The sequence below is a fragment of the Agathobaculum sp. TL06 genome (assembly GCF_054658635.1).
On record NZ_BAAGGY010000003.1, the window covers coordinates 60,125 to 74,968 of the forward strand.

Below are 14,844 nucleotides of genomic sequence, written 5' to 3' on the forward strand. Positions count from 1 at the left end.
AAAAGCGCCCCGTAAGGGGCGCTTTATTCCCAAAAGGAGCGTTTTCCATGACCCCCTATGAACACAAGGTCCAATATTACGAGACAGACGGTATGGGCATCGTCCATCACTCCAACTATATCCGTTGGTTCGAGGAAGCCCGCGTCGACCTGCTCGAACAGCTCGGTTACGGATACAACCGCATCGAGGCCGAGGGCTTCGGCAGTCCGGTGCTCGAGGTCTGCTGCAAATACAAAACCATGGCGCATTTTGGAGATGTGGTGTCAATCTCCGCGCGTATCATCGAATACAACGGCGTCCGCATGGCGCTGCGGTATGAGGTGCGCGACGCGCAGACCGGCGAGCTGCGCTGCGAGGGAGAAAGCCGGCACTGCTTTATGGGGCGCGAGGGGCGTCCCGTCTCACTGAAGCGGAGCTGGCCCGCGCTCGACCGAGTATTTGCCGCACAGTTATAAAAAGCAAGCAGCCGTACTTACCGGTACGGCTGCTTTTCTTTTATGCCTGCTTTTGGCGGACCGGATGATTGTTCTCCTTTCACAGATATCCGTGTTTTTTTGCGCTCACGGCCAGTATGGCCCCTTACAACGTGTCAGAGTCAAGCCTCTCTGAACAAAAAAAGATCCACCGGATTTTCCGATGGATCTGCTGTTTACGGACGGGTATAATAAATGACGGTCACTTCTCCGTTTACGATGGAAGGGTAGCAGTAGTTGTAAATACTGCCCGTACTGACCGGCGATTTTATCTGATGATAGGGCTGCGACACATCAATTGCCACGCAGTTTGCGGCGACCGGATAAGCGGTAGTCCCCGCTCCCTCGCCGGCCTGATGGTCCAGCACAAGCTGGCCGGCGGTATAAACGCCCGTCCGGTCGATCGACTGGTTCTCCTCCAGCGTAATATACATTACGCCGTTTTCCTGCCGCAGCATGGAATAGCGCATCAGCTCGCCATAATGGACGGTCGGGTCATAATTCTCAATCACCACGTCGCAGTAGCTCTGCGCGCCGATGCAGACGTTAACAATATCGCCGCGGGCCTGATAGACTGCGCCGCCGCCCTGCTCGCGCAAATGGGTGGCGCGGTACAGCATGACCGCCATCTCCGCGCGCGTGACGTTCATCTTGGGGTTCAGCCTGCCATCCGAGCCGCCGATCACCTTTGCGGCCACCAGCGCGCTGACGGAATCCGCTGCATACACGGCAACCTGACCGGCATCCGAAAAGCCCGCGAGCGAGCCGGCACTCAGGTCGAGCTGGGTGCGGTCGATCGTGCGCTTGAGAAACACCATCGCGTCCTCGCGCGTCATGGGCCGGCTGGGCAGGAAGCGGTTATCCGCTGTCCCGTTCGCCACGCCAAAGGCCTTGGCCGCGGTCACCGCCTTGCTGTAATAGGCATCCTGCGGCACATCGGCAAAGCTTCCCTGAGACGCGATCGCACCGCTGTCCAGCGCCTCGCTCATGCCGTACGCCCGATCCAGCATAACGATGAAATCCGCGCGTGTGATAGAGTTGCCCGGATAGAACAGATGGTTCCCCCCGCCCTTGACAACGCCGTTCATCGCCAGCGTATCGATCTCGCGGTGAGCCCATGCGTAGCCCTCTGCAACATCATAAAAATAAACTGAGTGATCGGGCAAATACGCATAGGTCTTTGTGTTGTCCGTCGCGAGCGCCGCAGTCAGCACGCTCACCGCAACGACGGCAACAAGCAGCAGCAACGCTGCCAGCTTACGCGTTCTTGTCATAATCTTCTCCTTGCCGTAAGGTTGAAAACATGGGTTGTATTCACCACCCATGCAAACTTACTGCAAGATTATAACACATTGCTCCCCACTTGACAAGTTAAAACTTGACTAAAAATGTCACCTCTGCCTTTGTTACCAGCTTTTCACACGCCATTTCCCGCTATTTTTCCTGCATTTTCCCCAGATGGACGACATTTTGCAGACAATCCGCCGCAGCCAGCTCCGCAACGGGCATCCCCATCACAACCGGTCCGCTGACGCCAATGCTTCAAAACGTCCATGTCAGCCCAAAGGTCGTGACCAGGTAAATCAGGAGGCGTTTCATGCCCGCTCCCTTTGCTCCGCGCGGAACCACAGGTAGCTCAGCACGGTCGGCACCAGTGCCGCCAGCAGCAGCGGCCCGAACAGCAGCGCGATCCGCGCCGTATTATTGGGTATAAACGCGCCCAGCAGGCCGACCATGCCTGCCGCGAAAAACATGCGGCCGCCAATGCGGTGTGTGCGTGTCCATACCGCTTCACTGGACAATGTCCACGGATTTTTGATGCCGCAGTACCAGTTCATGCGGATTTTGGGCATCATATTCCCCACATACACCATGACCAGGCTGACCACCAGACATACCGCCATCGCCACATTGACCGTACCCGGGCGCAGTCCCTCAACCACACAGATGCCGTTCATGATAATCAGGAACAGCATCATCATGAGCTGGAAGCCGATATAGGACCCGAAAAACTTATTATAATTGCGCCTCTTCGGGTCGAGCGCCGGCATACCATAGAACAGCGCCGCCAGCAGCGGCGACAGACCCGCAATCAGCCACAGGTGCCACTTCGGCTCGTAGCCCACCTCGCCGCCGAAATCCCAGCTCATCGGGATCTGCGCTGGCAGCCTGCCGTATACCGCCGCAGCCAGCACCAGCGGCACCAGCGCCAATATCCAGACAAAAATTTGGGCTTTACTGATTTTTTTCATGCTTATCTCCACCTTTCAATGCCGTGACCCATTCCAGGATCTCGTCGACCACAGACATGTTGAGTTCATAGTAGATGTACTTCCCCTGTTTATCGTCCAGCACCAGCCCCGCGTCACGCAGAATCGACAAATGATGCGAAACCGTCGCTCCGGAAACCTGAAAATGGGCTGCGATATCACCTGCCGCCATCGGACCCGCGCGCAGCAGCGCAAGGATATCCCGCCGGATTGGGTCGCTGAGCGCCTTAAAGCTTTTCTGGAACCCCATTTCCGCACACCTCTTTCCGGCGCATAGCCGCGCCTGCATTTTATTTAGATAATTATCTAAATAAAGAATACTATTCCTCCTCCAAAATGTCAAGCATTATTTCGATGATTTTCTAAATGACTGTCCACAAAGCTAATTTACGGCAATAAAAAATCCCAAGGCAAAAGCCTTGGGATTTTGGAACACAGGTTACGCCATGCCGTTGAGCTTAACGGTCATCTTGCTCTTCTTGTTGGCCGCGTTGTTCTTATGCAGGAGGTGCTTGGCAGCCGCCTGATCAACCGCCTTGACGGCAGTCGTATAAGCAACAGTCGCTTCCGCCTTATCGCCGGCAGCAACGGCCGTATCGAACTTCTTCAGCGTGGTCTTGAGCGCGCTCTTCGCCATCTGGTTGTTCATCGCCTTGACAGCGTTCACCTTGACGCGCTTCTTTGCAGACTTGATGTTGGGCATTCCGAAAACACCTCCTTTTTTCTCTATTCGTCAGTAGTTCTATTCTACCATCAGTTTTTTCAAATTGCAAGCATTTTTTCCTCTTTTTCGAATTTTAATTCTCCCACCCGCTTTCCCGCCCTGACAGCGGCGCCGAGGCGCCGTCTTTTCTTCCCGCGCGCCCTGCATAAAACCGGCCGCCTCTCGCAAACTACAGAAAAAAGGAGGGAGCGACATGTCTTTTCGCACAGACCTTGCGGTCGAAGCGATCGAAAATATGGACCAGGCCGCCGATCACCGGCAGGTCAGGCAGACCGAGCGCACGCTGGAGGGTTTTTCCGTCAACGAGGTAGAGATCCGCACCGATCATGCGGCACGGGAGATCGGCAAGCCGCGCGGCCGGTACCTGACGCTGGAGCTGGACGCGCTGATCCGCCGCGAGGAGGACGCATTCCCCCGCGCCTGCCGCGCACTGAGTACGCTGCTGCGCGAGCTGCTTCCCTCCCAGGCTCCGGACGGCCCGGTTCTGGTCGCCGGACTCGGCAACCGCATGATTACGCCGGACGCGATCGGCCCGCAGGCGGCTGACCATGTGATTGCCACACGGCATCTGGTCGAACAGGTACCCGATGTGTTTTCTTCCTGGCGTCCGGTTTCCGCGCTGGCGCCCGGCGTTCTGGGGCAAACCGGCGTTGAGACGGGCGAGGTGGTTTGCGGCGTCCTCGACCGCATCCAACCCTCGGCCGTACTCGCTATCGACGCGCTGGCGGCCGGACGCCTCTCACGCCTGCTGCGCACGGTGCAGCTTGCGGACACCGGCATCACGCCGGGCGCGGGCGTGGGCAACGCGCGCGCCGCGTTGAACGAACACACGCTCGGCGTGCCGGTCATCGCTATCGGCGTGCCAACCGTCGTGGATGGCGCGACGCTCGCGCACGAGATCGCGGGGCAGCTTGGCGGGCCGACCTGCGAAGCGCTGGAAGACCTTTCCCGTCCCGTGATGATTACCACGCGCGACATCGACCGCGAGGTCGCAGATATCTCCCGTATGATCGGCTACGCGGTCAACATGGCGCTGCACCCGCATCTCACCGTTTCGGATATCGACCTGTATCTGTCCTGAAACAATCGTCACAATTCGGTCATACTCGCGCGCTGGCGCGCGTATGATAGAGACAAGACTTAGGGAGGTGGCGGATATGAGAAGACGCAGACCCAAACACCGGCGGCGGGGCGGCATACAGCTTTCCGCCGCTGTCGCCCTGTGTCTGGCCGTATCGCTCCTGATGTTCGCCCGCGCGGGCGGCGAGGAGCTGGCGCAGCAGGCGCTCGACCGCCTGGCCGGCAACACAGGCTTCATCGCCCGCGCCGTTTCCCTCGAGCTTGGCTTTTTTCCGGAAACCACCGAGGTATTCGCCCCGCGCACCGCGGCCGCAGCACGCGACGAACAGGCGTCAGACCCGATCGCGGAAAGCGCCTACATCCCGCTGGAGGAGGAAAACGACGCGCCCGTCCTCCACGCGGCCGATAAAGCGGCCACCGTCACGATCAACAACGAAACCTCTTATGAGGTAGATGTCGCCTCCTGTCTCGCGGCCAACGCCTCGATCCGTGACAACGGGGACGGCCCGCAGGTGTTGATCGTACATACCCACGGCAGCGAAAGCTACACGCCCGACGCTGCCTTTCCCTACACGCCAACCGAAACCGAGCGCACGACCGATACCAAATACAACGTTGTACGCGTCGGCGACGAGCTGCAAAAGGTTCTGGAGGCCAACGGCATACAGGCGGTGCATATCCGCGATATTTTTGATTCCCCCGCCTATTCCGGTTCTTATGACCGCTCCCTCGCCGCGATAGAGGAGGCGCTGGCCGAATACCCTTCCATCCAGATCGTGATCGACGTACACCGCGATTCCATCCTGACAGACGATGGACGCGCCTATAAAACCTCCTGCACGATCGACGGGGAAGAAATGGCGCAGCTGATGTTCGTTGTCGGCACGGACGACGGCGGCCTGACCCATCCGGACTGGCGCGATAATCTCAATTACGTCGCCAGCCTGCAATATAAGCTCAACCGCACCTATCCCGGGCTGATGCGGCCGGTCAACCTGCGCACCCAGCGCTTTAACCAGCATGCGCGGCCGGGCTCAATGCTGGTCGAGGTCGGCTCCTCCGGCAATACGATGCCCGAAGCGCTTGCGGCGATCCGCCTGTTCGGCAAAACGCTGGCCGAGGACCTCACCGGTGCATAAGCTTTCGCGGTTTGGTGCAAAATACCCCTGGCAAAGGGGTGAAGCTATGGATAAAATAACGTTTTCCACCGATCTTGAAACCAACATCCGCCTGATGCAGGCGATTTTTCAAGGGGATAATACCTTTGTGGTCCGGCGTGCCATAGGTCACAGGGGGCTTTCCTGCGCTGTGTTCTTTTTCGACGGCATGGTCAACTCCATCGCCATCAACCAGAGCGTGATCCGTCCGATCGTCTGCTCGGACTGCAAGCGCGTCTCCGCCGACGAGCTTTCCCAAACCATCCTTCAGGTAAACGACAGCCGCGTGGAGACCGACACCAGCAAGCTGTTCGCCTCCTTCCTCTATGGCGACTCAGTCGTGTTCACCGAGGGGGACGCGCGGCCAGTCGTGGTCAATACCAAGGGGTTTTCCGTCCGGTCCGCCTCCGAGCCGGAAAACGAACGGGTGCTTTCCGGCCCGCGCGAGGGCTTTACCGAGTGCTTCATGCCCAACCTTGCGCTGATTCGCCGCCGGCTGAACGATAAGCGCCTGAAATTCACCTTCCTGCGCGCGGGCAGGCGCACCAACACGGTCGTCTGTCTCTGCTATCTGTCCGGCGTGTGCGAGCAAAAGCTGGTCGCGCACCTGCGCCGCAAGCTGGAATCGCTTGATATCGACAGCGTGCTGGATGCCAACTACCTGGCCGAACGCATTCGGGATCACCGCTGGTCTCCCTTCCCGACGCTGGGTACGACCGAGCGGCCGGATGTCGTAGCCGCCCGTCTGCTGGAAGGGCGCTGCGCGCTCGTGGTGGACGGCAGCCCTGTGGTGCTGACCGCACCGTTCCTGTTCCAGGAATGCTTTCAGTCCAATGACGACTACTATATCAGCTTTCTGCAGGCCAACCTCTCACGGGTGCTGCGCGTCCTGGGCTTTTTCTTTACGATCGCCTTTCCCGCGGTCTATGTCGCGCTGATGCTGTACCATCGGGAGCTGGTACCCGCCCGCCTGCTGTTCGCGGTTTCGGCCGCGCAGCGCGGCGTGCCGCTGCCGATCGGCTGGGAGACCCTTCTGCTGTTGCTGGTGCTGGAAGCGCTCAAGGAGGCCGGCGCGCGCACCCCCGGTGCCATGGGACAGACCATGAGCATCGTCGGCGGCCTCGTACTCGGACAAGCCGCCGTATCCGCCCGTTTCGCCGCCGCCCCCACCGTCATTGTCGTCGCGATCGCAGGCGTGACCGGATTGATGGTCCCCAAGCTGCAGGCCGCTGCGCTCTGGCTGCGCTTTGCCCTGCTGGCCGCGGCGGCCGCCTACGGCCTGTACGGCGTGGGGCTTGCGCTTGCGCTCATTCTTGCCTGGCTCTGCCGCATGCACTCCTGCTCCATCCCGTATCTGCTCAATCTGGTCCCGCGTATCCGTTCCGAACAGGAGGACGCCTGGCTCCGCTCCCCCTGGTTCTTTATGCGGTATGACCGTTTTCCGGTCAAACGAAGCCGAAAATCTGCAAAGGGGGACAATCCTTGAAAACCGTTCGAAAGCTGCTTTTTCCCTTGCTTTTGCTGCTGCTGTGCGGCTGCTCGCGCGAGGTATCGCCCGTATCGGCTCTGGCGCTCGACCGGATCGACGCGGGCTACCGCCTCACCGCCGAGGTCGTCCGGCAGGACAGCCTGGACGACGCCGCGGCGCCCGCCTATCTTTCCGTTACCAGCCACGACCTGCCTGAGCTGGTGCGCAATCTCCGCAACATCCTGCCGGGCGAGCTGTATCTCAGCCATGCACAGGTGCTTCTGATTTCGGAAGACGTGGCCTCGGAAAGCATCCTGCCCCTGGCGGACTATCTTTGCGAGGACAACAACGTCCGCCTTTCCCTGCGCGTTGCAGTCGTTCGCGGCGGCGCGGCGGATGTGCTGCTGGAAAACGACGACGAGGTCTACGCCCTCAGCGAAATGCTGGACCAGGCGGCGCGGTCCGGCACGCTGCCCGACATGCCGCTCTACCGCGCCACCGAGGTGCTGCACGCCAACGGCACCGCGATCCTGCCCGCGCTGTATCTGGATGAATTCGGCCAGACCGCCCCCGCAGGCACGGCGGTTTTTTCCGAGGAGCGCCTTTCCTGCTTCCTGGATGGCGGCGAGATCGGAGGCGGCGCAGATGCGTGAGCGGCTGTTTCCCCGCTGGGGCGCGGCGCTGTTCGCGCTGCTGCCGCTCAGCGAACTCCTTTATCTGCCGGTCGATGGCCAGACCATGTATGCCGCCGCGTTAGCCAGCCTGATCTGCGCGCTGCTCTGTGCCGGCGGGGCGCGCATCGCGCCATTTTGGCGCCGGTACCGTATATTGCAGTGGGCGCTCGCACTGTTCGCGCTCTGGCCACTGACCCAGTCCCTCGCGCGCATGGGGCTTTTCCTGCGGAACACCGTGTTTCCGTCCCGCCCGCTTTGGAGCCTTATTCTGCTGCTGACCGTGTGTACGCTCCTGACCGCCACGACAGGCTTGAACCGGTGCGCCATGTGGGCGCTGCCGGTGGCGTGGGTCGCGGGCGCGGTGCTGATACTGTCGGGCATCCTCACGCTCGGCGAGCTTCGCATCAGCTATTGGGAGGCGCCCGCCGCTCCGCTGCTCGGGCAGGCCGGCGCAATCCTCCGCGCCCTGCTGCCTGCAGCGCTGGCGCTTTCGCTTGCGCTTCCGGACGGGCTGGCCGGCGCTGCCTCCCGCGGGCTGAGCGCAGGCGGCGCGCTGCTCGCGCTGCTTTCCCTGCGCGCCCTCCTGCTGCTCGGCCCACATACCGCCGCGCTGCTGCCCTACCCCAATTTTTCCGCGGCCGGCCTGGCCGCGATCGGCGATTTCGCGCGGCATGGCGAGGTGTTTTTCGCCGTTCCCCTGCTGCTGTGCGAGCTGGGACGCTGCGCGGCTCTGGCCTGTGTGCTGCTTCTGCCGGTCACGCATTCCTACGGCGTCCTCCGGCTCGGCCAGGAGGCCGACCGTCCGGCACACCGGCAGCAATAGATAAAAAGGCTGGGAGACTTATACGGCTCCCAGCCTTTTGTCCGCTCCTTAATCGTAAATGGATTCCACATCCCATTCGACAATCGATCCGGTGTTCGCATCGATCGTGAACTCGTACTCCATCTGGTTGTAAATAATCGTTCCCTCGTACTCCCAGCGACCATCGTCAAAATCCAGCTTGAACTTGTAGATATTGGATGCGCTCGCGCCGGGTACACGGTTCAGCGCGGTCTGCTTGGCGGTGGACTCGCTGACCGATACGCCTGCGCCGGAATTCCCGCTGCCGGAGGGCTGATAGCCCTCCGCATCATAGTCGTAGCTGATGATCTTGCCGGTTGAAGCGTCGATCTCATAATCGTATTCCAGATACGCGCTGCCGGACTGGACGATGAATTCGACCTCGTAAACCCAGCGGCCGTCGTCAAAATCCTGATGGGCCTTGACAAAGGTGACCTGCGATGCCGTTTTGCCCGCATGGTCAAGCGCAGTCTGCTTGGCCTGCTCCAGCGTTACCGAGCCGGTGGGCTGCGTGGGATTTACAGGGTTGGTCGGCTTTGTGGGGTTAGCGGTATCAAAATCCGTCACGCTGCCATCCGCCGAACCACTGGAAAGGAATACCGTTTCCGTCGCTTCATTCCAGGAAACCGTTTTGCCCATGATCTCGCCGATTGCGCGGATGGGCAGATAAATGGAGCCATTATACAGCGCAGGATCGACCTGTTTGCCATTCACATCATAGAACGTGCGCTTGACCCCATCGATCACAATGGTATAGCCCGGCTCCATGCGCAGGGATATCTCCTGCTCCCTCGCATTCCGGTCCGGCGTGCCGGTGGCGTCCGGTGTGACGCGCGTGCCGCCGATCGTCGCCGTGCTGGTCGCTTCATCCCAGTTTACATTTTTGTCCATCAGTTCGCCGATCGAACGGATCGGCACATAGGTGGTGCCTGCATAGCTGATCGGGTGGACCTCTTTGCCCTGCGCGTTATAGAATACGCGCTCCACGCCGTCGATTTTGACCGTGATATCCGGACTCAACTCCGCGGTCACTGTGTAAGAGCCGTTTGCTGCGCCGGCAGCACCGCAAAGCAGCGCGGCAAGCGTCATCGTGCAGATCAGTTTTTTCATTGTATTGTCCTCCTTTTATTTTGGTTGGTTTTAATCAAAAATCGACTCTGCATCCCATTCCTGGATGGCTCCGCTGTAAGCGTCGATTTCAAATTCATATTCCATCCCCTGATACACGATCTTGCCTTCGTAAAGCAGGCGGCCGTCATCATGGTCCAGCTTCAGGCGGATATCCTTTTCCGTCGCCCCCGGCACCTTGGCCAGCGCGATGTCGCGGATCTCCTGCTCGCTTTTCGCCTCTCCCGCACCTCCGGTCACGCCCTGCTGCCCCGGCTGGTAATTTTCCGCGTCGTAATCGTAGCTGCGGATGCTTCCGGTTGCGGCCTCGATCTCATAGTCATACTCGGTATTGGTTGACGCAACGTAGAATTCCACTTCATAGACCGCGATGCCATCCTCATAATCCGGCTTTACCCACAAAAACGACGTATCGCTTTCCGCGACGCCGGCGTGGTCGAGCGCGATCTGCTTGGCCTGGTTTTCATCCACCTGCCCCGCGGCAGCGGCCTGCTGGCCTGCCGTTGCGGCCTGCTGGCCCGCACCCGTGGTCTGCTGCGCCGAAGCCGCGCTGCTCGATTCAATGACCGTACCCGTCATCGCGTCAATCGCATAGTGATATTCTCTGCCATTTGCGGTAAAATCCACCTGATAGTAGGAAAGCCCGTTCTTTTCGCCCAGGTCGGCGCTCGAAAAGCTCGCGTTCGCGGCATCGACCTGCGCGTCCGCTGCCGCCATGTTTTTCGCCGCGTCCGCACCGATATAGTTCATATGAGCGGCGCTTCTTTGCGCGGGCTGCGCGCAGCCTGCCAGAGTTGCGGCCAGCACCAGCGAGGCGGTCATAATGGTAAGCTGTTTTTTCATCCTGCTCACACCTTTCGTTTGAGTTCATATACAGCATACCAGCCCAACATTAAAAGAACATTAAAAAAGTAAATTTTTCTGAAAATTTTTCAGCCGGCCGTTCCGGCCGCTTCCGGACGGTTCTCCGCAGGAAATCGCAAAGTAAAACAGCTCCCCTGTCCGGACGCGCTTTCCACCGTGACCGTTCCACCATGCAGGGCAGCGATCTGGCGCACCATGGTCAGCCCCAGTCCGGTTCCCCCCTCGCTGCCGCGCGAAGCGTCCACCTGGTAAAACCGCTGCCATATCTTCTCCTGCTGTTCCTGAGCGATCCCGATGCCATCGTCCCGCACAGCGAGCAGAATATCCTTCTTTTCCCTGCGCAGCGTGACCCAGATGTGGCCGCCCTGCCTGCCATACCGCACGGCATTATCGATCAGGTTTTGCAGCAGGCGGCTGATCAGCGTGACATCGAAGCAGGCTTCGACCTCCGGCTGGATATCGGCCTGCAGGGTGATATCCTTGGGAAACGCGGGCTGCTCCGTGCAAACGACTTCCACCAGGCTGCTCAGATCCGCCTGCTCAAAGCAGGCGCGCTGCGTCCCCTGCTCCAGGCGGGTCATCTGCAGAAGCTGGCTGATCAGCGCGGACATTTTGCCGGCCTGCCGTTCGATCACCTCGACCGCCTGCGCGTACTGCGCGGGGTCCTCCGCGTGCTTGCGGGCATAGTCGCACTGGGCGAGGATGACCGCGGTCGGTGTGCGCAGCTCATGCGAGGCGTCCGAGGTAAACTGCTTTTCGGATTCAAAGGAAGCCTCCAGGCGGGCGAACATATTGTCGAACGCCTGTCCCAGACGGCTGATCTCATCCCGCCCGGGCGGCAGCCCGATGCGGCGCGACAGGTCGCGCCCCTCGCCGATTGCCTCCGCCGCCTGGATGATGCGCCCGATCGGCCGGAAGGTCGAGCGCGCGAGCAGGTATGCCCCCAGCCCGCTCACCACGACCATCAGCGGCAGGAGCAGCAGCGCGATGCCGACCAGGTCGTCCAGCACATCAGCGATATCAGGCGCGGGCAGGATGCCGCGCACCCAGACGCCGTCCTGCCATCCGAACGGCAGCCACAGGTCAAGCGCATAATAACTGTCGTCCACCCCCTGCACCGGCCGGATGGCGCCGTTTTCAAATGCCGTCCCCTCGGGAAAAGCCAGTGGGAGCTGCCCCGCGAGCAGCGCGCCGCTGTCACTGTATATGACGGTATAAACGCCGTTGTTGGTAAAGGAAAACCCTTCGCTGAATTTCAGGCTGCCGTTCTCCCGCGAGATGCCGGACAGGTTGTTCTGCACCGCGCTTGTCAGTTGGTCGTAAGCGTTCTCTGTCACCACCGAGCTGCTGACCGCCACCATGAACCCCAGCACCAGCGTGCTGAGCAGCAGCATGAGCAGCGTGATCCACAGCGTGAGCTTCTGCTTGACGGAAAGATGCTTCACGGCTCCTCCTTTAATATCCAGCCCGCGCCGCGGACCGTATGGAGGAGCTTTTTATCAAACCCTCCGTCGATCTTCTTGCGCAGATAGGTGATATAGACGTCCACCACGTTCGAGCCGCCCGCATAGTCGTAATTCCAGATATGGTCCTCCAGGCGGGCGCGCGAAATGACCGTCCCCTTATGCTGCATCAGGTATTGCAGGATGGCATATTCCTTGGCGGACAGCCGGAGCTCCTTCCCGCCGCGCGTGACCGTGCGGCTGCCGGTATCCACCGTCAGGTCGGCCAGCGTCAGCACGCTGGTTTTCTGCACGCTGTATTTCCGCGTTGCCGCGCGGATTCGGGCGAGCAGCTCGTCAAAATCAAACGGCTTGACCAGATAGTCGTCCGCACCAAGGTCCAGCCCCTCAATCCGGTCCTGCACGCTGTCCCGCGCGGTCAGGAAAATAACCGGCACCGTACTCCCCTGCGCACGCACCGCACGCAGCACGGCATGCCCGTCCTGTTTCGGCATCATGATATCCAGCAGCAGGCAGTCATATTCCGCCCCCAGCAGGTTGTCCAGCGCGGCCTCGCCGTCATAGCAGGTATCCACGCTGTAGCCGGCGCGCTCCAGCGTTTGACAGATCAGCCGGTTGAGGTCGCGCTCGTCCTCTGCAACCAAAATACGCATTGCCGCCCCTCCTTATCGTTTCGGCTGAATCTATTATAGTATATTTCTTCCTTTTTGCAAGCGGACGCCCCACAAAAAAGCGGGATGCTTCCGCATCCCGCTCCCCTTGCTACGGCCGCCCCAGCAACGAGACCGCTATTGCAAAAATGTATACATGTGCCGGATAATAGAGGTAGAAAAGGTACTTCATGCCCCGCCCCCGCTTTCCGTTATACTGCAGGAGGAATGGCAGCGCCAGCCACATGAAGAAAACCGAAGCAACGACCTCCCAGTCAAAAGCAGCCAGACATTGCAGGACGAGCGCGACCCCCAGAAACGCCGTATAGAAAATCGCAAGCGCCCGTTTGTTATTCCGGCAATAATAAAAGCCTATGCCGATCAGCACAACCAGTATGCTGCCCTCGCACCAGATCGGACTGGGTATGAAAATGGTTGCCAGCTGCACCGCCAGCGGCGACACCGGCAAAAGCATCTGCACCGGCACAATGGAAAGCAGCAGCGCTGCCATCGCCAGTATGTACAGCGCCGCGCGGCCGTACCTGCGTCCGCGCAGGGCCTTGCGCGTGTTCTCGATCCACCAAAGGTAAATGACGATGACCGCCATAGTTGTAAAAATGCCGTTCATCACGATCATTCCGCCCGGCAGCGGGAAATAGATATTCACTATGGTATTTATCATATACATCAGCACGCCGCCTATGTACAAACGCAGCAGGTACTTCCGTCGGCTGTGCGTATGGGCGAAGCCCTCGGCCACGAAAAACACAAAAACCGGCGCGGCAATACGGCCGATCAGCGTCAAAATCAGCGGCATATCGGTTAAGGCCGAGCCGAAATAGTGGATATGGTCGATCGTCATAATGACAAGCGCCATGAACTTGAGCTGGAAGCCGTCCAACCCCCGCCGCCGCTCCAGTGATACGGATTGTTCCATGTTGATTCCCTTTCTATTTGCATTATTGTTCTGTATAAATAATACAATAATGCAATCACTTTGTCAACCCTTGTTTTATTCGGCTGATTTTGTTATAATAGCAGACAAAAAGGAGAGCGGCGAAATGAACATTCAGATTTTCGGCAAGAACAAATGCTTTGATACTAAAAAGGCCCAGCGGTGGTTCAAGGAGCGCGGCATCAAATTCCAGATGATCGACCTGGCGCAGAAAGGCATGTCCCGCGGCGAGCTGGATAGCGTTTTGAAAGCGGTCGGCGGGCTGGATGCGCTGCTCGACGAAAAAAGCAGGGGCTATGCCGCCCTTGCCTATCTCGCGTATGACGAGGACAAAAAAGAAAAGCTGCTCGAAGACGGGACGCTGATGAAAACGCCGGTCGTGCGCAACGGGCGGCAGGCGACGGTGGGATACCAGCCCGAGGTCTGGGCATCGTGGGAATGAGAGAAAGCTATTATAAAAAGACCTGTTCCGGCCGGAACAGGTCTTTTTTAATCATCAACATATTCAAAAATATCTTCCACCCTGCAATGAAATGCTTTGCACAATGCTTCAATCTGTGCAATTTCAATCCGCTTTATATCCTCATAGTACAAGTTGGAAATCGTATTAGGGCGGATACCTGTCATCTCAGAGAGTTGCTTCATGGACATTTTGTGTTCCCCTAAAAGGTTGGAAACCTTTATCTTAATCGGCATAAAATCACCTCTTTATAACTAAATCTTAGCATTAAAAGTTACTTTTTTCAATTATTACGCACATATATATCTTTTATAGTTTTATTATAACTTGACAAGTTATTTTATACGTTATATAATAGCTCCAAAAGATATTCAAAGGGGTGTTTTTTATGTTCCACAAACCAACTATCGCAGAGCTGGAAGAAGAACTGCATTAGTTGACCGATGATCTGCTAATCGATTTATTCCTCTGTGACCTGCTCGTGCATTATCCGGCCGATCCCGCGGCGGACAACCGCACGTTTCTCGCGGCGGTATCCCGCACCGGCTGCTTCTTAAAGCAGCACAGCGCGGATCTAAGCGCCGCGGGCCGTTTTCTGCTCGAACGCGCAAAGGAAAACGCCGCATCGGCCTGATGC

18 protein-coding genes are annotated in these 14,844 nt (G+C 58.7%); 8 read left to right on the top strand and 10 right to left on the bottom strand.

Translation table 11 applies throughout. From position 1 onward, the window contains the following. The first annotated feature begins 47 nt into the window (after window positions 1–47). Window positions 48–455, top strand: coding sequence for an acyl-CoA thioesterase (locus ACYQ3S_RS02465; protein WP_459687167.1), 408 nt, complete (start codon window positions 48–50; stop codon window positions 453–455). Window positions 456–649: 194 nt separating this feature from the next. Here ACYQ3S_RS02465 and ACYQ3S_RS02470 read toward each other — a convergent pair whose 3' ends face one another. The 4 genes from ACYQ3S_RS02470 to rpsT form a co-directional block, all read right to left on the bottom strand. Next, the gene (locus tag ACYQ3S_RS02470; RefSeq protein WP_459687168.1) at window positions 650–1,747 is read right to left on the bottom strand and encodes an S-layer homology domain-containing protein; all 1,098 of its coding nucleotides are present in this window, start codon (window positions 1,745–1,747) and stop codon (window positions 650–652) included. Window positions 1,748–2,068: 321 nt separating this feature from the next. Next, window positions 2,069–2,725: an SdpI family protein gene (locus ACYQ3S_RS02475; protein ID WP_459687169.1), complete on the bottom strand. Its 657-nt coding sequence runs from the start codon at window positions 2,723–2,725 to the stop codon at window positions 2,069–2,071. Then, window positions 2,709–2,993 carry an autorepressor SdpR family transcription factor gene (locus ACYQ3S_RS02480; RefSeq protein WP_459687170.1) on the bottom strand — a complete coding sequence of 95 codons (285 nt, stop codon included), beginning with the start codon at window positions 2,991–2,993 and terminating at the stop codon, window positions 2,709–2,711. Before ACYQ3S_RS02480 ends, ACYQ3S_RS02475 begins: the two co-directional genes overlap by 17 nt. 189 nt (window positions 2,994–3,182) lie before the next feature. Beyond that, complete coding sequence (gene rpsT / locus ACYQ3S_RS02485) at window positions 3,183–3,446, bottom strand: 30S ribosomal protein S20 (RefSeq protein WP_054326254.1); 264 nt, start codon at window positions 3,444–3,446, stop codon at window positions 3,183–3,185. 214 nt (window positions 3,447–3,660) lie between these two features. Here rpsT and gpr point away from each other — a divergent pair, with 214 nt between their 5' ends. The 5 genes from gpr to ACYQ3S_RS02510 all read left to right on the top strand — a co-directional run bounded on the left by gpr (window position 3,661) and on the right by ACYQ3S_RS02510 (window position 8,669). Next, the gene (gene gpr, locus ACYQ3S_RS02490) at window positions 3,661–4,548 is read left to right on the top strand and encodes a GPR endopeptidase (protein WP_459687171.1); all 888 of its coding nucleotides are present in this window, start codon (window positions 3,661–3,663) and stop codon (window positions 4,546–4,548) included. Window positions 4,549–4,624: 76 nt separating this feature from the next. Beyond that, entirely contained in the window at window positions 4,625–5,686 is a 1,062-nt protein-coding gene (spoIIP, locus tag ACYQ3S_RS02495) for a stage II sporulation protein P (RefSeq protein WP_459687172.1), read from the top strand. Window positions 5,687–5,732: 46 nt separating this feature from the next. After that, complete coding sequence (locus ACYQ3S_RS02500) at window positions 5,733–7,190, top strand: spore germination protein (protein ID WP_459687173.1); 1,458 nt, start codon at window positions 5,733–5,735, stop codon at window positions 7,188–7,190. Continuing rightward, the gene (locus tag ACYQ3S_RS02505; protein WP_459687174.1) at window positions 7,187–7,825 is read left to right on the top strand and encodes a Ger(x)C family spore germination protein; all 639 of its coding nucleotides are present in this window, start codon (window positions 7,187–7,189) and stop codon (window positions 7,823–7,825) included. Before ACYQ3S_RS02500 ends, ACYQ3S_RS02505 begins: the two co-directional genes overlap by 4 nt. Continuing rightward, a complete protein-coding gene (locus tag ACYQ3S_RS02510; RefSeq protein ID WP_459687175.1) occupies window positions 7,818–8,669 on the top strand; it encodes a hypothetical protein in 852 nt (283 codons plus the stop codon). Before ACYQ3S_RS02505 ends, ACYQ3S_RS02510 begins: the two co-directional genes overlap by 8 nt. Window positions 8,670–8,717: 48 nt before the next feature. Here ACYQ3S_RS02510 and ACYQ3S_RS02515 read toward each other — a convergent pair whose 3' ends face one another. The 5 genes from ACYQ3S_RS02515 to ACYQ3S_RS02535 form a co-directional block, all read right to left on the bottom strand. Beyond that, a complete protein-coding gene (locus tag ACYQ3S_RS02515) occupies window positions 8,718–9,797 on the bottom strand; it encodes a PepSY domain-containing protein (protein WP_459687176.1) in 1,080 nt (359 codons plus the stop codon). Window positions 9,798–9,827: 30 nt separating this feature from the next. After that, window positions 9,828–10,658 carry a PepSY domain-containing protein gene (locus ACYQ3S_RS02520; protein WP_459687177.1) on the bottom strand — a complete coding sequence of 277 codons (831 nt, stop codon included), beginning with the start codon at window positions 10,656–10,658 and terminating at the stop codon, window positions 9,828–9,830. An 89-nt stretch (window positions 10,659–10,747) separates the two neighbouring features. Further along, window positions 10,748–12,124: a sensor histidine kinase gene (locus ACYQ3S_RS02525; protein WP_459687178.1), complete on the bottom strand. Its 1,377-nt coding sequence runs from the start codon at window positions 12,122–12,124 to the stop codon at window positions 10,748–10,750. Continuing rightward, a complete protein-coding gene (locus ACYQ3S_RS02530) occupies window positions 12,121–12,795 on the bottom strand; it encodes a response regulator transcription factor (RefSeq protein WP_459687179.1) in 675 nt (224 codons plus the stop codon). Before ACYQ3S_RS02530 ends, ACYQ3S_RS02525 begins: the two co-directional genes overlap by 4 nt. A gap of 109 nt (window positions 12,796–12,904) precedes the next feature. After that, on the bottom strand, window positions 12,905–13,729 hold the full coding sequence (locus tag ACYQ3S_RS02535) for a TraX family protein (RefSeq protein ID WP_459687180.1): 825 nt from the start codon (window positions 13,727–13,729) through the stop codon (window positions 12,905–12,907). Between the two features lie 124 nt (window positions 13,730–13,853). On the opposite strand from ACYQ3S_RS02535, the gene ACYQ3S_RS02540 reads away from it, so the two are divergent. Then, window positions 13,854–14,189: an arsenate reductase family protein gene (locus ACYQ3S_RS02540; RefSeq protein ID WP_459687181.1), complete on the top strand. Its 336-nt coding sequence runs from the start codon at window positions 13,854–13,856 to the stop codon at window positions 14,187–14,189. Window positions 14,190–14,236: 47 nt separating this feature from the next. Here ACYQ3S_RS02540 and ACYQ3S_RS02545 read toward each other — a convergent pair whose 3' ends face one another. Beyond that, window positions 14,237–14,443 (bottom strand): helix-turn-helix domain-containing protein, encoded by a 207-nt coding sequence (locus ACYQ3S_RS02545; protein ID WP_459687182.1) that lies wholly within the window; start codon window positions 14,441–14,443, stop codon window positions 14,237–14,239. A gap of 200 nt (window positions 14,444–14,643) precedes the next feature. Between ACYQ3S_RS02545 and ACYQ3S_RS02550 the strand changes: the two genes are divergently transcribed. Next, window positions 14,644–14,841: a hypothetical protein gene (locus tag ACYQ3S_RS02550; protein WP_459687183.1), complete on the top strand. Its 198-nt coding sequence runs from the start codon at window positions 14,644–14,646 to the stop codon at window positions 14,839–14,841. Window positions 14,842–14,844 lie beyond the last annotated feature (3 nt).